The sequence below is a fragment of the Paraburkholderia dioscoreae genome (assembly GCF_902459535.1).
GTDB lineage: Bacteria > Pseudomonadota > Gammaproteobacteria > Burkholderiales > Burkholderiaceae > Paraburkholderia > Paraburkholderia dioscoreae.
Genome location: NZ_LR699553.1, coordinates 855,892 through 874,292 on the forward strand (window position 1 = coordinate 855,892; position 18,401 = coordinate 874,292).

Sequence of the window (18,401 nt, forward strand, 5' to 3'; positions counted from 1 at the left end):
TGACGAGTGCAATGCCGGATAAGCCAGTCACGGTATCAACTTCGCCTAACGGCACGCTTACAGATCCGCCGGTAGCGGCGCGCCGAACCACTTCTTCGACAGGGTATTGAGCGTGCCGTCCTGCTTCGCTTGCGCGATGGCGGCGTTCACTTTCTGCTGCAGACGCGGCTCGTTCTTGTTCATGCCGACGAAGCACGGCGAATTCTTGATGACGAACTTCGGTTCTGGCCGGCGCGGCGGATTCTTCGCGAGGATCGCGGCCGCGACGATATTGCCCGCGGCGATCAACTGCACCTGACCCGACAGAAACGCCGCGATGGTCGCGTTGTTGTCCTCGAAGCGCTTGATGGTCGCGTTCGGCGCCATTTGCGTGAGACCGATTTCCTCGAGTGCGCCGCGGGTTGCGCCGACCGTCTTGCCGGTCAGGTCGGCGGGGCCGCTGACCTTGATATCGGCGGGACCGAACACGCCCTGATAGTACGGCGCATAAGCGGTCGAAAAATCGATCACCTTCTCGCGATCCGGGGTCTTGCCGAGCGACGAGATCACCAGATCGACCTTGCCCGTTTGCAGATACGGAATACGGTTGGCGCTATTGACCGGCACAAGTTCGAGCTTCACATTCATCGACTTCGCGAGCAGCGCGGCGGTATCGATGTCGTAGCCTTGCGGCTTCATGTCCGCGCCGACCGAACCGAACGGCGGATAGTCTTCCGGCACGGCGACTTTCAGCACACCGGCCTTGGCAATGTTATCGAGTGTGTCCGCGTGAGCGACGGGCGTGGTGATGGCGAGGACGGGCGAGAGCAGCAGTGCGGCGAGCCAGGCGCGACGCGCGGGGCGAAGAGTGGATCGTGTCATGTTTGTTCTGTGAGCGGAGGTGGCGCAGAGCCGGTCGGCTGCCGTCAGGGTGCGGCAGCATCGTGTGAAATGGCGATGCAAGGTGTGTGCCATGACGGTGCAGCATGGGCCTGCCGGGCGTTGGAACATGGGGCGCACGCAATTGAAGCGGCGCGATGCGTCATCTTGGTGCGCGCTTCGTCTTACGACGGTGAAAGCCGCTACTGCGTACGCCTGACACTGGCCGGGCCCTCCTCAGTGATCAACGTCATGCACGCGATTTGACGGTCTTGCCGGGAGTCCGAGCTGCGAGATCCGAAACCTTTGTGTCTTCGCAGCGCACTGCCGTCGGTTCCTCGAAGCCTGCCCACGCGGCGATTCCCGCGCGCTTTGTGATCAGATGGATCGCTATCGGTACTGTCAAACCGGCCGCAATACCGAGCACAACGTGGACGACCGGCCGACTGATACCGAACGCCAGCAACGCGCTCCAGGTCGCGGCGATTGCCAGCACATGCAGCAGGTAGACGGGCTTCCACAACGAGCAAAGCGAGACGATCCAGCGCGAGCTTCGCCATGTTGCCAGGCACGTCCCAATCGAAATGGCCGCTGCGATACCCAGAAAACTGACGGGCAACGAGTAGATGTTCAGATAGTCGCCAAAAGGCTGCGCTATTGTCGCGGCGGCTGTAAAAGCGATTCCAGTGGCCAACGCGACGCGAAAGCCAGGAGCCGCGCGCTCACTCTGCCTGTCCCATCGGGAGGCGAACAGCATGCCGGACAGAAAGAAGGCAAGGCCCCAGCACGTCATCGTGACGACGCCCCAATGACTGCGCGTCGCGACTATGGCGCCAGCAACCACCAGCGCGGAAATCACGCAGCGATTTGCTACGGTCAACGCACTTGCGGACGTTGTGGGCCGTGGCCACACTGCAATGCACGAAACGATCTGGCAGATGAAAAGCGCGTAGAGAAACCAGAATTGTCCAACGGGTGCCCATGCCAGACGAGTCAATTCGATCTGTTGGAGGGAATGGCCTCTATATTCGGCCACGACCCACTGCACCCCTATCTGCAATATCGACCAAAGCAGATATGGATAGAGAACGGTCAGGGCGGCCGATTTCAGCAAGTGGGTGCGTGAGCGCTGCAAACACGCCACCGTACTCAGGCCAAACAGGAAGAAGAGTGTGGGATATCCAAGCGTGCTGGCGGCGTACAGAAGAATCTTCATGAGACGGGCCACATGCCCGTCTTGCAGAAAACCGGCATCTACGACTCGGCGAATGGCCTCCGCGCAAACGATCGCCATGATGGAAATCGCCTGACCGCCTCTAATGCGCTCTTCTTTCACCATTGCCTCGTTCCGGTTCCTGTTTCCATGCGATGTGGCCGGCTCTTCACGAAGTGCTAAAGCTGCACGTCGAAAATCACGCACCAGTTGTCGAGACGCATCGATTCCCGTCCATCGTTAAACCGGATCGCATCGCCTTGCGAATCCCGGAGATTGCCACGCGGACCATAACGGCTGCCCGCAACGCCAACACCATTGAATGCATATTCGACATGCGTACCGGCAGGGATAGGCGATTGGGCGGTAATTCTCACCTCGTCGGGGCCGGTGATCGATACCGACTGTATGGGCAGCAAGTTGCCGGATGGCAGACGCAGTGAAAAACCATAGTCCGAGTTGCCCGCAACCTGCGTTGTATCCCATCTGAGAGGCGGGGCGGGGACATTGAAGCGCAGCGTGGCCGTTGCGCCCGCGCGCTGCCAGGCCAGCGGTTCGAGAGGCTTCCACGTCTCCTGGTCGATCAGAATCCTCTTCAGCACGAGTCCGTAGTAGGCGCCCATCCATTCGGTGCTGCGATTGTCGGTATGCCCACCGTCCACGTAGCGAAAGAGATACATTGGCACGGCCAGATGAATGTGCGGATCTTCGTGGCTCGCCTGTAGGAGCGCAAGCGCGATATGCGGATACTGCTGATCAAAATGGCGATTCGTGGCCACTTGATACGTGATCATCTCGACGTCCTGCTTCTGTCCCGTGAGCGCCTTTGCGTCCCGATCGACGTCGGCCCGCAGCGTTTTCAGCCTGGTGATATAAGCCGGAATGGGTGTATTGACGGAATCATCGGCTTCCCCTTGAGTCCATGTAATTGCGCCCACGCCATACGTTTTGCCCTGGGCGTCCGCGAGCCGTTTTCCCTGAGCGATGTCGCGCAGCAGCCGTGTGTAATAGCGGCCGGGCTGCGACAACGTCGCGATATCCATGGAGCCTTCTCCCGGTGCCGATCCGACGAACTGATAGGGGAGCTTCGTATGGTTTTGCAGGTTTTCCTGCTCGATCAACTGCATGGCCATATTCAGCGTCCCGCTGGTTGGCGTCTCGGCCTTGTCACCCCATTGAGTCTCGATTAGCGGTACGAACTGTCTGTACGCCACGTCGACGCCATCGCTTTGCCCACCGTCCTGAGCCCGCACGCCGCCGTTGAAGCGCAACGACGAATAACGCTGATGGGTAGACAAAACGGGCTTGTTAAAAAAACCCTGGCTAAGCGATTGACCATAGGTAATGACGTGCGTGATCTCCCAGGGTGCGGCACCGTGAGGAATCCATGCCGAATAGGCCGGCTCGACGCGCCCATCGCTGGAACTTGCCTGCGTTGAGTCGAAGATAGTCGTCGTAGACTGCGTGCTTGCCGCTAATACTTTCCGCACTGCCCAGCCGCCGGCTGAAGAAGCGAGAATGAAACGGATCTGGCGCCCAGGTCGCCCATTGGCATTTTGCACGACCGCGCTCGCCTGGTTGCCGTCGATTTGCATGCTGTAGGTTTCCGGCAGCGCCGTCAGACGGTCACAGGCAGTTGCTGTCGACACATGCAGAAGCTGCTGAACCAGACCTTTCACGTCAGAGAGTGCGAGAGCCCCGGCGCTGCACGTTGTGCGGCGATATCGCCACAGCGGATCAAACTGATCTCTCCAGGTGTCAATTGCGTTTTCGACACCGCGATCTTCTGAGGAAAAAGTAATGCGATCATTATGCTGCGAACACGCGCAGCAAACGCTTATTAGCAGGACAAGGTATACGAAACGCATTGAGTGATCCTTAGCGTTCATCTGCGCTGGACGATTGTAAGGGGAATTATCACCTGCCTTATGTGCGACCTCGCACGCAGGAGTTGGGATTGACGGCGCTGACGAAGAGCGGATTATCGAATACGGCCGCGAATACAAAGACCGCAACGGCGCGCGCAGCGCCGCCGGAAGAATGACTGCCTTGTCACTGGGGCTGAATGTGCGAGAACACGGATTCCAGATGTGCCACTACCGTGGCTGTGCGGGGGCCCCGCTTAAGAATTAGCGGTGTGAGCCGCTTTCTTTGCTTACTTTCTTTGCGGCCGCAAAGAAAGTGAGTGCCGCCCCGCACAGGGGCAACGCTAATAGACCACAAAGAACTCAAGGAAAGGCCAAAACCAAAACCAAAACCAAAACAAAGGACAAAACCAAAAAACCACCAACCGAAACACCTCAAGTAGCCCAAATCCTCAAAGGCACACCTTCAACCCCATGCACAACAGGCCGCAACTGAATCCAACACCGAGTCAGAGCCTTCTGCAGCATCTCCATAGACCGTGAAACAGCGCGCACGACCAGCACCCCTGAAGTAACACAAGAAGCCGCACCCCGAAGCGACTCATCAAACGACAATTGAGCAGTCAAAGCTTCAGCAAGTGCATCATCACAAGCGGCCCCAACTGCCCAAAGCACCCCATAAGCAGGAAACCCAGCAAGCCCCTGAGCCGCGTCGCGCAGCGAGTCATCCGCCGAGAGGCTGGCCCGCTCAAACCACAACAACTCACCATTAGCGCCAACGATCCGCGACACAGCGCGCAAGCTCCCCTGCGACCACCTCTCCCCGGCGGCCTGCCGCCCAAGCTGCGTCGCATCCCACCCTAAAGCAGTCGCACCTTCGCCGAGCGTCAACGAGAAATCCAGCTTCGCATTCGCCTGATCGAAAACGATATTGTTCTGCGGCAACCAGTCGAGTTTCGCCTGCGCGCCGACGCGTACATCGATACGCTGCAGTGCCGCCCGCCCATTGGACTTGTACCACTTGGTGGCCCCGGGCGTGGTGATGACAGCATGCGCGCCCGCGTCAACATCAACGTCGATAGCAAGCTGATCGCCGCCCGCGATCCCCCCAGGCGGATGCACGATCACCGCATGACAAACACCATATCCTTCCGGATACAGCGGCCGCTGTACTCGCAACGGCCCATCATGCAAACGATGCTTGAGCGTAGTCCGCACGCCGTCCCTGACAAAGCCGAGTTCGAGGCGCGCGCGCCATTGCGAATGCGCACCGGCTTGCGCGGTAGCGAGGGTAGCGTGATTTTCGTGAAGCGACATACGAATGGAATGCGACCGGACGAAGAAGAGCAAAGCGTGCCTGCGCACATCAGACAACGCTCAACCGCGCTGCCGCAGAATGCATCGAGAATAGCACGCGCGGTGCCTGACACCGCTCACACGGCGATCAGCGTACGCACGCCGTCCGCATCCATATTGGCGCCTTCTCCGCCCGCGATGATCTCGCCGCGGCTCATCACCCAATACCGGTCCGCAATGTCTTTGGCAAAGTCGTAGTACTGCTCGACGAGCAGCACCGTCATGCCCATTTCCTCGACCAGTTGACGCAGCGTGCGGCCGATATCCTGAATGATCGACGGCTGAATACCCTCGGTGGGTTCGTCGAGAATCAGCAGTTGCGGATCGCTCATCAACGCCCGCCCAATGGCAAGCTGTTGCTGCTGCCCGCCGGAGAGATCGCCGCCACGGCGGCTGCGCATATCCTTCAGCACGGGGAACAGTTCGTAGATACGATCCGGGATCTTCTTCGGCGCTTTCTTGCTGGCGGCGCCCACCAGCAGATTTTCTTCGACGGTCAGCCGTGGAAAGATATCGCGGCCTTGCGGCACATAAGCGAGGCCTTTTTCCACGCGCGTATAGGTGGGCAGCTTGGTGATCGGCGTGCCGCGCCAGGCGATCGAGCCGCTCTTCGTTTGCACGACGCCCATCAGGCAGCGCAGCAGCGTGGTTTTACCCACGCCGTTGCGGCCGAGCAGGACAGTGAGTTTGCCGTCGGGCACGGTGAGCTTCACATCGCGCAGAATGTGGCTGCCGCCGTAGTACTGGTTCAGGTTTTCTACTTCTAGCATGTCCGTTCGACCCTTCGTTTCACCGACCCGTTTGAGAGACCCGCTTCACCGGCCCAGATAAGACTCGATGACCGTCTCGTCGCGCTTCACTTCGTCGAGCGTGCCGTGGGCGAGCACGCGCCCTTCGGCCATCACCGTCACCTTGCCGGTCTCGCCCGATAGCGCCGCCACGAACTCCATATCGTGCTCGACGACCATCATCGAACAGGTGCCGCGCAGATGATTGAGCAACTCGGCCAACTGCATGGTTTCGTCGTCGGTCATGCCGGCAGCCGGTTCGTCGAGCAGCAGCAGCGCCGGTTGCTGCATCAGCAGCATGCCGATTTCGAGCCGTTGCTTCTGGCCGTGCGAGAGTTCGCCAGCGAGGCGCCGCGCTTCGCTTTCCAGGCCGATCAACGCCAGCGTCTCTTCGATGCGCGCCTGCGCCTCACGATCCAGGCGCGCGCATAGCGAGGCCCACCAGCCCTTGTCGGTCTTCATCGCCAGTTCGAGGTTTTCCCATACGGGATGCTGTTCGAACACCGTGGGCTTCTGAAACTTGCGGCCAATGCCCGCACGCGCAATGGCCGGCTCGTTCATCCGCGTCAGATCGATCGACTGGCCGAGAAACACCTTGCCGGAATCCGGCTCCGTCTTGCCGGTGATCACGTCCATCATGGTCGTCTTGCCGGCGCCGTTCGGACCGATGATGCAGCGCAATTCGCCCGCTTCGATCGAAAGCGTCAGCGCGTTCAGCGCGCGAAAACCGTCGAAGCTCACGGTCACGTCTTCCAGATACAGGATCGTGCCGTGCGAGATGTCGATCTCGCCGGGCACGACCACGTGCCCCATGCTCGCAACGCCGCTCAACGAAGTCTCGGCGGGGTCTTCCGGCAGGGCTAAATCAGGAACCATCGGGTTTTCGTTCATGAGCGGTTCCTCTTGCGTGTCATGAGTTCGATCAGCCCCATGATGCCGTTCGGCAGGAGTAGCGGGACCAGCACGAAAATCAGACCCAGAAAGAACAGCCAGTATTCAGGGAAGTTCGCCGTAAAGAAGCTCTTCGCGCCATTCACCGCGAAGGCGCCGATGATCGGGCCGATCAGCGTGCCGCGGCCGCCCACGGCGACCCAGATCGCCATTTCGATCGAGTTGCCCGGCGACATCTCGCCCGGGTTGATGATGCCGACCTGCGGCACGTACAACGCGCCGGCAATGCCGCACAACACGGCGGATACCGTCCACACGAACAGCTTGTAGGCAAGTGGGCTGTAGCCGAGGAACATCAAACGCGTTTCACCGTCGCGCACCGCGGTCACGACGCGGCCGAGCTTCGAGGTGACGATAGCCCGCGCGCCGAGGAATGCGAGAATCAGTACCGCGAACGTGATCAGCAGCAACGCGGTGCGCGTGCCGGGATGCGTGATCGGAAAGCCGCCGATGCGCTTGAAATCGGTGAAGCCGTTATTGCCGCCGAAGCCCGTCTCGTTGCGATAGAACAGCAGCATCGCGGCGAAGGTCATGGCCTGCGTGATGATCGACAGATACACGCCCTTCACCCGCGAGCGGAACGTGAAGAAGCCGAACACCCACGCGACCACCGCCGGCACCAGCACCACCAGCAGCAGCGCATAGCCGAGATGCTGCGTGCCTTGCCAGTACCAAGGCAATTGATGCCAGTCGAGAAACACCATGAAGTCCGGCAGGTCGCTGCCATATTTGCCTTCGTGGCCGATCGCGCGCATCAGATACATGCCGATCGCGTAGCCGCCGAGCGCGAAGAACAGCGCGTGCCCCAAGCTGAGGATGCCGCAGTAACCCCACACGAGGTCGAGTGCCAACGCCGCAATCGCGTAGCACATGAACTTGCCGGTGATCGTCATCGCGTAGGCGGACAGATGCAACGCGCTCGTCTCCGGCACCACCAGCGTGGCGAACGGCACGCCCAGTCCGAATACGATGATCAACGCGATCAGCGCGAGCCACGCGCGCCGCGACAGCAGCGCGGGACGCGGCGGCAGGCCGAGCGCGAAACCCGATTGCGCGTCGCGGCCGGGCAGGTCGCCGCCGCCTGCGCCGACGTGAGCCGATGAAGTTGCAGACGTCATCTCATGCCTCCGCGCTACGGCCCTTGAGGGCGAACATGCCCTGCGGACGCTTCTGGATGAACAACACGATCAGCACGAGCACCGCGATCTTGGCGAGCACCGCGCCCCAGAACGGTTCGATCGCCTTGCTGACGAGTCCGAGGCCGAAGCCGCCGATCACCGTGCCGGCCAGTTGACCGACGCCGCCCAGCACCACGGCCATGAACGAATCGATGATGTAGCTCTGGCCGAGGTCCGGTCCGACATTGCCGATCTGCGAGAGCGCACAACCGCCCAGCCCGGCGATGCCCGCGCCGAACGCGAACGCATACGAATCGACCCTTGCAGTCTTCACGCCGACACAGGCCGCCATGCGCCGGTTCTGCGTGACGGCGCGCACGAAGAGACCGAGACGCGTCTTGGTGAGCACGGCCCATGCAATGCCGACCACGATCAGCGAGAACGCGAGAATCGCCAGCCGGTTGTACGGCAGGATCAGATTGGGCAGCACCGTCACGCCGCCGCTCATCCACGCCGGGTTGACCACCTGCACGTTCTGCGCGCCGAACAGCATGCGCGTCGCCTGAATCAGAATCAGGCTCACGCCGAAGGTGGTCAGCAGCGTCTCGAGCGGGCGGCCATACAGATGCTTCAGCACCAGCCGTTCGAGCACGATGCCTACGAGGCCCGCCGCCGCGAACGACGCCGGCACCGCCAGCAGCGGATACCAGTCGAACGCACCGGGTGCGAAGCGCTGAAAGAGGTTCTGAACCACATAGGTGGCGTACGCGCCGATCATCAGGAATTCGCCGTGCGCCATGTTGATCACGCCGATCAGCCCGTAGGTGATGGCAAGGCCCAGCGCGGCGAGCAGCAGCACGCTGCCGAGCGACAGACCCGCGAACAGCGTGCCGGCGATCTGGCTGCGGCGCTGGATCGCATCGAGTTCGTCGATGCCGCTTTGCGCGGCGGCGCGCACGCGGTCGTCGGCTTCCACGAAGGTGCCGTCCGGCTTTTTCGCGACGAGTGGACGCAGCAGTTCGTTCATGTCGAGGTCGTGCCGCGCGGCGACCAGTTGCACGGCTTCGAGGCGTTTGGCCGGGTCGGTGTCGTGCAGGGCGGTCATGGCCCACAGCGTGTCGAGGCGCTTCTTCAACGCCGGATCGGTTTCCTTTGCGCGGGCTGCATCGACGAGCGGTTTGATCGACGGATCCGGGTTCTGCAGCAGCGAGGTGATCGCGGCTTCACGCGTCGCCCTGTCCGGCGAATCGAGTTGCAGGCCGGACAGCGCGCCGGCCACTTTCGAGCGCAGCAGATTGTTTAGGGTGACCGGCTGGGCATCGCCCGCGGCGACGGTTTTGCCAGTCACCGCGTCCTTCGCGGTGTCGCCGTCCTGCAGCAGCACGGCGCCCGAATCGGTGGCGAGCGCGCTGTCTTCGGACAGGGCCTTGAGCACCGCCATCGACTCCTTGTCGTGATTGGCGATCAGTTTGTCGATGGCCGCGGATTTCGCATCGAAGTCGTCGCCGGCAAGCGGCGCCACATCGGCGGGACTCAGTGCGAAGGCCGCCAGCGGCGCGCCGGCGAAGAGCACGAGCGCCATGCCGCCGATGCGCGGTGCCAGTCGTCGTGCGAATCGTTGTGCGAACCGTCGTGTGGATATCAGGAATGAGGACGCCATAGTGGCCCTTGAAGGAAAACCGGCGGGGCGGCGCGGCATGTGGGCAAGCGCCGCAGCTGCGCCGTCGGGTTGCTGCGCGCGAAAGTCGTACCGCCGGGAAGCCCGCTCACGGCACGAACCCAGGCGCGGTGGGCGCGCCTGTCGCGGGATTGCTTCAGCGCGCCGCGACGGCCAAAGTCGCCGTCGCGGCGCGCGTTCCCGTCATCCCGTCAGGCGACGCGCGAGCGCTTCAGGAACGCCGGGATCGAGCTGACCACGTCCGGCTTGCTCGAATTGCCGGCAATGTACGGGCTCCACGGCTGCGCGCGAATCGCGGTCTTGGTCCGCCACACCACGTTGAACTGGCCGTCGGCGCGCACTTCGCCGATCATCACCGGCTTGTGCAGGTGGTGATTGCCGTCCATTTCGAGCGTGAAGCCCGACGGCGCCGCGAACGTCTGGCCGATCATCGCTACGCGCACCTTGTCCACGTCCGTGCTCTTGGCCTTCTCGACTGCCTGCTTCCACATATGGATGCCCACGAAGGTCGCTTCCATCGGGTCGTTGGTCACGCGCTTGGTGCCGCCCGGCAGGTTGTTCTGCGCGACCCAGGCGGCCCACTGCTTCTTGAACTTTTCGTTGGCCGGGTTGCGCAGCGACATGAAGTAGTTCCATGCCGCCAGGTTGCCGACCAGCGGCTTCGTATCGATACCGCGCAATTCTTCCTCGCCGACCGAGAAGGCGACCACCGGCACGTCCGACGCCTTCAGCCCCTGATTGCCCAGTTCCTTGTAGAACGGCACGTTCGAATCGCCGTTCACCGTCGAGATCACCGCGGTCTTGCCGCCTTGCGAGAAAGTCTTGATGTTCGCGACGATGGTCTGGTAGTCGCTATGGCCGAACGGCGTATAGACCTCCTGAATATCGGCTTCCTGGACGCCTTTAGACTTGAGGAACGCGCGCAGAATCTTGTTGGTCGTGCGGGGGTACACATAGTCGGTGCCCAGCAGGAAGAAGCGCTTGGCGCCGCCGCCTTCTGCGCTCATCAGATATTCGGTCGCCGGAATCGCCTGTTGATTCGGCGCTGCGCCCGTGTAGAACACGTTGCGCGACATTTCTTCGCCTTCGTACTGCACCGGGTAGAACAGCAGGCCGTTCAGTTCCTCGAACACCGGCAGCACCGATTTGCGCGACACCGAGGTCCAGCAGCCGAACACCACGGCGCACTTGTCCTGCGTGATCAGCTGACGCGCTTTTTCGGCGAAGAGCGGCCAGTTCGACGCCGGATCGACCACCACTGGCTCCAGTTGACGGCCCATCACGCCGCCGTTCTTGTTGATGTCCGAAATGGTCATCAACGCGGTGTCCTTGAGCGAGGTCTCCGAGATCGCCATCGTGCCCGACAGCGAATGCAGAACGCCCACCTTGATCGGACCGCTGCCCGACTGCGCCTGTGCAAACGGAACCTGACCAGCAAGCGCCAGCGCGCCCGACATTGAGCCGAACTTCAACAGACTGCGACGTTTCATGTATATCCCCTTGCCATTGATGGTGACTGTTTATGGGCGTCGATTTCAGCCAGCAGGGCTTATCCCGCATGACTTGCCGCTTGTGTACTGCAAGCCATATGCCATGCAGTAAATTCGACCAGAAGGTGGTGTGCGGCATGCTGTGGCGCGGCTGCGAGCCGGCCGGCTGATGCGTCTTGCAGCGCAGAATTGGTGCAGGATCGGACGCGGCGCCTCGTTCAGGTGCGCGCCGCGCCGCAACGAAGCGTCCGTATCCGCCAGCGGGCGTCCGCGGTGCATATCCGCCGCCCCTTTGTGCATGCACCGCGCTTTCGCGGGAGGGAACGGGAAAGCAGGCCGGCGCTTTGCGGCGCGCCGGCCTGTTTGTCACACGAGCAAGGTGGCCGCGCTCAGAACGCGACGAAGGGGCCGGTTTGCGCGCCGATCCTGGCGCCGTTCAAGGCGGTGTACACGTCGCGGCCGAAGAAGAACGGCAGGCCCCAGATGAAGTAGCTGGAGAGCGACGTATAGACGGCCAGATCGTCATGCGCGGCGTATGGGCCGTTCATCAGGTTGGCTGTATTGGCTACCTGGAATGGCACGGTCGCGGACGCCGTTGTTCCGCTGCCGGATTTGAGTATCGCGGACAGGCTGAGCGTGGTCGGCGGCGTGTAACGTCCCCACGAGTCGAACGGGATCGCGCGATCCTGGAACGTGTTCGTGTTCGAGCCGCTGTCCATCACGCCTCTGACGAACGACGCACCCTTGTACGTGGTCGTAAAGAAGCCGTTGCTGTCGAGCGCAATGACGTTGGCGTTCGACGGCAGCCTGTTGTTCTGCTGCGTGCCGATGCCGAACACCAGTTCGCCCGTGGCGCTTGCCTGACCGCCCGCCGGCAAGGCGGGCAGGCGGATGATCGTGCCATTGTTGTCCGAAGTGAAGCTGGCGACCGGATTCATGACCTGCGTGTCGAGCGGGACGCGTGTGCTCTTGCACGAGCCGGTGGACGGGCAATAGTAGTAAGTCGCCGACAACGCGTATTGGGCCGCGAGCGGAAAGTCGCGCACCGCGGAACCGATGCCGACCACGCCGTTGGCGCCGAGTTCGGTCACGGTGCCGATGTTCCCGAGACCCACCGACGCGCAGTCGGCAGGCGTGGCATACGCGCTATCGCCGATGACCTGGATCGGCAGGTTGCCTGCCGCCTTGGCGCCGATCGTCACGTCGGCGCGCCGGATCGGCCCCCACGCGTAACCCGACGCGAACTGCGCGCATTGGGCAATCGGCGCTCCGCTGGTGGGATCGTCGGTGGCGCCGGTTTGCGCCGGCAAGTGGCCCGCGAGCGCCGGACCGAGCGCGCTCGCCAGCACGCGTACGCCGGCCGAGCCCGTGTCGACCAGCATGTGGTCGATCGTTGCGCATTGGTTTGCGCCCTGCACACCGGGGATGCAGAGCGTGACGGTTACGTATGGCTGGTTGGCGTAGTCGCCGGACCAACGTTCGATGGTGATTGGGACGGTGTTGGCTTCGGGGGTGGGTGTTGGTGTTGGTGTTGGGCTCGGAGTCGGAGTCGGAGTCGGAGTGGGGCTCGGACTCGGAGTCGGAGTTGGCGCCGGGCTTGGAGTCGGAGTCGGAACCGGACTCGGCGTTGGAACCGGACTTGGACTTGGACTTGGACTTGGACTTGGACTTGGACTTGGACTTGGACTTGGAGTCGGAGTCGGAGTCGGAGTCGGAGTCGGAACTGGACTCGGCATGGGTGTCGCTGCCGGGCCTGAAGCCGGCGTCGGCGTCGGGCTCGGAGCGGGGCTGGGCGTCGGATTTTGCGTTGGCGCAGAACCCGATGTCGGCGTAACCGGCGCCGGGCTACCCTTGTCCTGCGTCGCATTCGAATCCCCGTTGTCCCCACCACCGCCACCACCGCAGGCGGACAGAACCACACTGGCACTCAGGATCGCGAAGCAAAGGGAGTGGTTGAATGTCTTCATGTTTCTTGTCATGCGTGTGTTGCCCCGCCGCTTCATTGCAGATCTTCCACGCGAACATTCGCGGGGACGAGGCGCGGCAGGAACGCTTTGCCGGAGGCGTGCCCCGGTGCGCCTGCCGACTCGATCTGGAAGTCGCCGTTGCGCTCGATCAACGGACCCGTGCCGCGAGCCCGCGCCGCGCTGGCAGCAACCGCGTTGGGGAAATAGCTGCCGAGCAGCGCGCTCATATCCGGCCGTACCGGTCCGTCCCACGTGACAGCAAATACGACGTTCGCCGGCAGCACGTATTCGCGCACTGTCACGCCATTGGCGTCACGCGACATGCGCACGGTGTAAGCCACGGCAGTGGAAGCGGCGTTAGAGGTTGCCGCGCGGAGCAACGGTTGCGGCGCCGAGCCAGCAACCGGCGCACCGCCCAACGCCGCATATGACGCGAGCGGCACCAATGCCGCAGCGGCCAGCGCGACCTTCGCAAAATTCATCACATTGCTCCAGAAACAGGTCGGAGCATGGTGCCAGCGGGACGTTATTGGGATTGCCGGAAAAGTCTGAATGGAAAACCGGAAATGGCGTGAGGAGACGCCGCGGCAGGGCGGCGCCTCGTGTGCCGGCTAGAAATTCAATCTTCAGAACGCAACGAACGGTCCGGTCTCGTTGCCGATCTTCGCGTTTCCAATCACGGTGTAGACGTCGCGGCCATAGAAGAACGGCAGCCCCCACAGGAACATATTGTTGTGGCTGCTCGAGAAGTACTGGCCGATGTTGTTGAACGCGGCGTAACCGCCTGCCATGAGGCTGGTGGCGTTGCCGACGGAGAATGGCATCTGCAGCGGCGCGCTTTTTCCGTTGGTGGGGTCGATCGTCGCGGTCAGATTCAACGTGCTCGTCGGCGTATATAAGCCGGCGGCGGAGACGGGAATCGTGGTATCCGGGAAAGCGTAGCTCATGGTGCCGCTGTCGATCGCGCTGCGGTTGAACACACGCCCTTGGTACTGCGTCGTGAACGTGCCGTATTTGTCCACTGCAACGACGGTAGCATTGGCCGGCAACGCATTGTTCGGTTGCGTGCCGATGCCGAACACCAACAGGCCCGAAACGTTTGCCTGGCCGGCGGCCGGCACAGCGGGCAGGCGGATGACCGTGCCGTTGTTGTCCCTGGCGAATCCGGCAACCGGGTTCATGACTTCCTGGCTTGCCTGCATGCGCGTGCTGATGCAACGGTTTTGCGACGGACAATAGTAGTAGTTGCCGGGGATCGCGGTGGTTATGGCGTCCGCGGAATCGCTCGTGAAGTTGTCGATGCCGAGAATGCCGTTAATGCCCGAGCCTTCCAGAGCGGCGCCCAGGTCTCCGCCGCCGTGTGCAACGCAATCGTCAGGCGTGGAGAACGCGCCGTCGGAATACAACTGGATCGGAATATTGCTCGCCGTCTTGCTGCCGATCGTGATGTCCGCGCGTTTGACCGAACCCCACGTGAAACCCGAAGCAAACGGCATGCATTCGACAATCGGCGCCGAGCCGACCGGATCGTCGACTGCGCCGGCTTGCGTGAGCAACAGAGGCGCCAGCGTGGGTAGGACGCGGGCTGCGATGCGCACGCCCGTTGAGCCGGTATCGATCAGCATCTTGTCGACCGTGACGCACTGGCCCGCGTCCTGTGCGCCCGGCGCCCCCGGCGCGCAGACCGTGACCGATGCGAAAAGCCGGTTGACGTTGCCCGTCGATGCATCGACGCGAACCGGCACCGTGTTGTCGCCGGTAGCCGGCGGCGTTGAATTGCCCGAGTTACTGGAGTTGCTTGAACTGCCGGAGCCGCCGGGCGGGCTGATCCAGTCAGGCGAGGCGTTCCAGCCAATCGAGTTGCCGCCCTGATTGCCGCTTGCGTTTCCGCCGCCGCCGCATGCGGAAAGCGCAATTCCCGCAATGGCCGCCGCGAGCCAGAGCGTCTTCTTCGATGTGTTCATGTTGTGTTTTTTCATAGCTCGACGCATGCCTTATTGCAGATCGCCCGGACGTACGCCGGCGGGCATCAGGCGAGGCAGCCAGGCCATGCCGCTGAAGCGTCCCAATCGGCCTGAGGACTCGATGCGGAAATCGTCGTTGCCGCCGACCAGCGGCCCCGTGCCGCGCGCGTGGCTTTGCGCGGCGTTGACGAAGTTGGGGAAATAGCTGCCGAGCAGCGCAGTCATATCAGGACGGATCGGCCCATCCCACGAGACCGCGAACACGACATTGCCGGGCAGTACGTATTCGCGAAGGGTGACGCCGTTGGCGTCGATCGACTGGTGCAGGGAGTAGGGCGCTGCGTTCGCCGGCTGAACGGGTGTCGCGACGGCGGATGGCGATACGGCGCGCAGTATGGCCGGAGAGGATGTGCCCGCGCCCGGTGCGCCCCCCAGCGTTGCATACGACGAAAGCGGCAACAAGGTTGCGGCCAGCATCGCGATCTTCGAAAATCTCATCACATTGCTTCCCTAAAAAAGGTCGAAGCATGTTGCCTGCGCGATGCTCAGGAAACCGTATGAAATTTCTGAAGTGAATGCGTGAAGCGGCGCAATGAAAGCGTGACGTTAGCTGTATGCCGGAGGGAGCAAGCGGGAGAAGCGGGGAAAGGACTGGTGGCCTGCGCGCATAGCGCGTGGCGCATGCAAGCAAGCATCAGAGCGGCCGTCGACGACGGCCGCTCCACTTCACTGCGACTGAATAATCAGTAGGTCGGCACCGACGGATCGACCTGACGCGACCATGCGTCGATTCCGCCTTGCAGATTGAACACGTTGGTGTGGCCGCGCGACTCGAGGAACATCGCGACCTGAGCGCTGCGCGCGCCGTGGTGGCACACACAAACGATTTGTGCGTCGTCGTCGAGTTCTTCGCTGCGCGCGGGAATCTCACGCATCGGGATCGACACGGCGCCGGCGATGGCCGCCGTCTGAATTTCCCACGGCTCGCGCACGTCGAGCAGGACGGGCGCGGGACGCGAAGTGTCGGCGAGCCATTCGGCGAGCGCCGGAGCGGTCAGGTTTTGCATCAGGAGGACATCCGGTTCAATTCAGAAGACGGCGGGCAGGCCCGCCGTCCGGGTCAGCGCGCCAATCAGAACTTGAAACGCGACGGCTGCACGGCGTTGATGAGCGGCTCGACATACGTTTCGAACACGTCGGCAATGCGGTACTGCTTTTCGTCGATACGCGTGATGATCTGCGCCTTCATGACCGGCGCGGTGCCGACGAACGCCGCCAGACGGCCGCCGATCTTCAGGTGATCGAGCATTTCCTGCGGCAGCACCGGCAGGCCGCCCGACACGCAGATCACGTCGTACGGCGCGGCGGCGGGCCAGCCGCGGGAAGCGTCGCCGGTGGCGACTTCGGCGTTCAGCACGCCATTGGCGATCAGGTTGGTTTTTGCCAGTTCCGCCAGTTCCGGTTCGATGTCGACCGTCAGCACGTGCTGCGCGCGGTGCGCGAGCAACGCGGCCATGTAACCCGAGCCCGCGCCGATTTCGAGCACGCTTTCGTGTTTCTTCACCGCCAGTTCCTGCAGCACGCGCGCTTCGACGCGCGGCGCCAGCATGTGCTGGCCGGCCGGCAGCGGCACTTCGAAGTCGACGAAGGCCAGGTCGCGATAGACGGCGGGGACGAAGTTTTCACGCTTGACGATCGACAACAGATTCAGCACGTCCTGGTCGAGCACTTCCCAGGGGCGGATCTGCTGTTCGATCATGTTGAAACGCGCTTGCTCGATGTTCATGGTGGATTCGGCTCTGTGGTTTGGCGAGTTTTGCGATGTGCCACTGACCGCCGGCCTCGCAAGACAACTCGGCACGCAAGGCACGTCAGGGTAACTGCGGGATTGTACCAAATGACTGTCACGATCCGCGCTGTGGCGGGCAGGGCGCCGCCCGACACCGGAGCGCGGCGTCGCGGCGCCCCTACAGGCTTCGCCGGCCCCCGTGTTAATCCCTAGCGATCGGCCCTTGCGCTTCGCGCGTCGATCGCTCAAGAATGTAATCGATTACATTTTCGAGGTGAGCTCACTTGTCCAGATCGTCGTCCAGGAAGGCTCCGGCAGCGGTGCCCGTGGCGCATCCCCAGCCCGGCGTCAAGCCGTTGCGCGGCGCGGCCGACGGCATGTCGATTGCCGGTGTGGCCGAGCAGGCGGGCGTTTCGGTGGCCACCGTGTCGCGCGTGCTGAACGGCCACGAGAACGTGCGGCCCGCCACGCGCGACAAGGTGCTCGCCGCGATCGACGCCAGCGGCTACCGCGTCAACGAACTCGCGCGCAACCTGCGCACGGCGGAGAGCCGCCTGCTGCTGACCATGGTTCCGGACGTGGGCAACCCGTTTTACGCGGAGATCGTGCGCGGCATCGACAGCGTCGCGCGTCAGCACGGCTATTTCATGTTGCTGTGCGACACGGGCGCCGATCCAGGCCGTGAGCGCAGCTACTTCGATCTGCTGCGCCGCCGCCGCGCGGACGGCGCGATCTGTCTCGATCCGGCCACCATCCAGCAGGCGCTCGGCGAGGCCTCGGGTGCGCTGCCGTGGGTTGCGTGCTGCGAATTCGACCCGGCCATGGGCGTGCCGTACGTGGGGATCGACAACTACCGGGCCGCCGGCGACGCCGTCAGGCACCTGCTCGCGCGCGGGCACCGCCGCATCGGCCTGATCAATTCCGATGTCGATTACCTGTATGCGCGCCAGCGTCAGCAAGGCTATCTGGATGCGCTGACCGAAGCGGGCATCACGCCGGACGAACGCTGGCGCATGAACCTGAACAGCCTCGATTACGAAGCGGGCGCCTCGGCCGCGGCCACGCTAATGAATCAGCCGCAGGCGCCAGGCGCGATCTTCGCGGTTTCGGACACGCTCGCGATCGGCGTGATCCACGGCTTGCGCAGTGTCGGCAAGCGCGTGCCCGACGATATCGCGGTGGTCGGCTTCGACGATATTTCGCTTGCCGCGCAGATCGATCCGCCGCTCACCACCATCGCTCAGCCCATGCGCGAGCTGGGCGAAACCGCCGCGCGCCTGTTGCTGCAGCGGCTCGCCAATCCGTTGGCGAACGTGCCGGGCGTGCTGTTGCCGCATCGGCTCGTGATTCGCGGGAGCGCCTGA

General features: G+C 62.8%; 17 protein-coding genes. 2 read left to right on the top strand and 15 right to left on the bottom strand.

All coding sequences use genetic code 11. The features are described 5' to 3' along the window. Positions 1 to 57: 57 nt before the first annotated feature. The 10 genes from PDMSB3_RS03870 to PDMSB3_RS03915 form a co-directional block, all read right to left on the bottom strand. Positions 58 to 861, bottom strand: a complete 804-nt coding sequence (locus PDMSB3_RS03870; protein WP_165184854.1) for a transporter substrate-binding domain-containing protein — start codon at positions 859 to 861, stop codon at positions 58 to 60. 247 nt (positions 862 to 1,108) lie between these two features. Continuing rightward, the gene (locus tag PDMSB3_RS03875; protein ID WP_165184856.1) at positions 1,109 to 2,197 is read right to left on the bottom strand and encodes an acyltransferase family protein; all 1,089 of its coding nucleotides are present in this window, start codon (positions 2,195 to 2,197) and stop codon (positions 1,109 to 1,111) included. 53 nt (positions 2,198 to 2,250) lie between these two features. Next, positions 2,251 to 3,939 (bottom strand): hypothetical protein, encoded by a 1,689-nt coding sequence (locus PDMSB3_RS03880; RefSeq protein WP_165184859.1) that lies wholly within the window; start codon positions 3,937 to 3,939, stop codon positions 2,251 to 2,253. Between the two features lie 432 nt (positions 3,940 to 4,371). Continuing rightward, positions 4,372 to 5,253, bottom strand: a complete 882-nt coding sequence (locus PDMSB3_RS03885) for an urease accessory protein UreD (protein WP_165184862.1) — start codon at positions 5,251 to 5,253, stop codon at positions 4,372 to 4,374. A gap of 116 nt (positions 5,254 to 5,369) precedes the next feature. After that, a complete protein-coding gene (urtE, locus tag PDMSB3_RS03890; RefSeq protein WP_165184865.1) occupies positions 5,370 to 6,062 on the bottom strand; it encodes an urea ABC transporter ATP-binding subunit UrtE in 693 nt (230 codons plus the stop codon). Positions 6,063 to 6,107: 45 nt separating this feature from the next. Next, entirely contained in the window at positions 6,108 to 6,971 is an 864-nt protein-coding gene (gene urtD, locus PDMSB3_RS03895; protein ID WP_165184868.1) for an urea ABC transporter ATP-binding protein UrtD, read from the bottom strand. Continuing rightward, on the bottom strand, positions 6,968 to 8,149 hold the full coding sequence (gene urtC / locus PDMSB3_RS03900; RefSeq protein WP_165184871.1) for an urea ABC transporter permease subunit UrtC: 1,182 nt from the start codon (positions 8,147 to 8,149) through the stop codon (positions 6,968 to 6,970). The genes urtD and urtC overlap by 4 nt, the downstream gene beginning before the upstream one ends. A gap of 1 nt (position 8,150) precedes the next feature. Further along, entirely contained in the window at positions 8,151 to 9,809 is a 1,659-nt protein-coding gene (urtB, locus tag PDMSB3_RS03905; RefSeq protein WP_165184874.1) for an urea ABC transporter permease subunit UrtB, read from the bottom strand. 209 nt (positions 9,810 to 10,018) lie between these two features. Beyond that, positions 10,019 to 11,317, bottom strand: coding sequence for an urea ABC transporter substrate-binding protein (gene urtA / locus PDMSB3_RS03910; protein ID WP_165184877.1), 1,299 nt, complete (start codon positions 11,315 to 11,317; stop codon positions 10,019 to 10,021). Positions 11,318 to 11,706: 389 nt separating this feature from the next. Then, positions 11,707 to 13,053 carry a DUF3443 domain-containing protein gene (locus tag PDMSB3_RS03915; protein ID WP_268738013.1) on the bottom strand — a complete coding sequence of 449 codons (1,347 nt, stop codon included), beginning with the start codon at positions 13,051 to 13,053 and terminating at the stop codon, positions 11,707 to 11,709. Here PDMSB3_RS03915 and PDMSB3_RS38160 point away from each other — a divergent pair. Beyond that, positions 12,993 to 13,151, top strand: coding sequence for a hypothetical protein (locus PDMSB3_RS38160; RefSeq protein ID WP_268738018.1), 159 nt, complete (start codon positions 12,993 to 12,995; stop codon positions 13,149 to 13,151). The genes PDMSB3_RS03915 and PDMSB3_RS38160 overlap by 61 nt on opposite strands. A gap of 165 nt (positions 13,152 to 13,316) precedes the next feature. Here PDMSB3_RS38160 and PDMSB3_RS03920 read toward each other — a convergent pair whose 3' ends face one another. The 5 genes from PDMSB3_RS03920 to PDMSB3_RS03940 all read right to left on the bottom strand — a co-directional run bounded on the left by PDMSB3_RS03920 (position 13,317) and on the right by PDMSB3_RS03940 (position 17,034). After that, complete coding sequence (locus tag PDMSB3_RS03920) at positions 13,317 to 13,766, bottom strand: DUF2844 domain-containing protein (RefSeq protein WP_165184883.1); 450 nt, start codon at positions 13,764 to 13,766, stop codon at positions 13,317 to 13,319. A gap of 144 nt (positions 13,767 to 13,910) precedes the next feature. Further along, on the bottom strand, positions 13,911 to 15,263 hold the full coding sequence (locus tag PDMSB3_RS03925; RefSeq protein ID WP_165184886.1) for a DUF3443 domain-containing protein: 1,353 nt from the start codon (positions 15,261 to 15,263) through the stop codon (positions 13,911 to 13,913). Between the two features lie 15 nt (positions 15,264 to 15,278). Continuing rightward, positions 15,279 to 15,746 (bottom strand): DUF2844 domain-containing protein, encoded by a 468-nt coding sequence (locus tag PDMSB3_RS03930; RefSeq protein ID WP_165184889.1) that lies wholly within the window; start codon positions 15,744 to 15,746, stop codon positions 15,279 to 15,281. Between the two features lie 245 nt (positions 15,747 to 15,991). Beyond that, positions 15,992 to 16,315: a rhodanese-like domain-containing protein gene (locus tag PDMSB3_RS03935; RefSeq protein ID WP_165184891.1), complete on the bottom strand. Its 324-nt coding sequence runs from the start codon at positions 16,313 to 16,315 to the stop codon at positions 15,992 to 15,994. Positions 16,316 to 16,380: 65 nt separating this feature from the next. Next, positions 16,381 to 17,034 carry a protein-L-isoaspartate O-methyltransferase family protein gene (locus PDMSB3_RS03940; RefSeq protein ID WP_165184894.1) on the bottom strand — a complete coding sequence of 218 codons (654 nt, stop codon included), beginning with the start codon at positions 17,032 to 17,034 and terminating at the stop codon, positions 16,381 to 16,383. Between the two features lie 287 nt (positions 17,035 to 17,321). Here PDMSB3_RS03940 and PDMSB3_RS03945 point away from each other — a divergent pair, with 287 nt between their 5' ends. Further along, positions 17,322 to 18,401, top strand: a complete 1,080-nt coding sequence (locus tag PDMSB3_RS03945) for a LacI family DNA-binding transcriptional regulator (protein WP_165184897.1) — start codon at positions 17,322 to 17,324, stop codon at positions 18,399 to 18,401.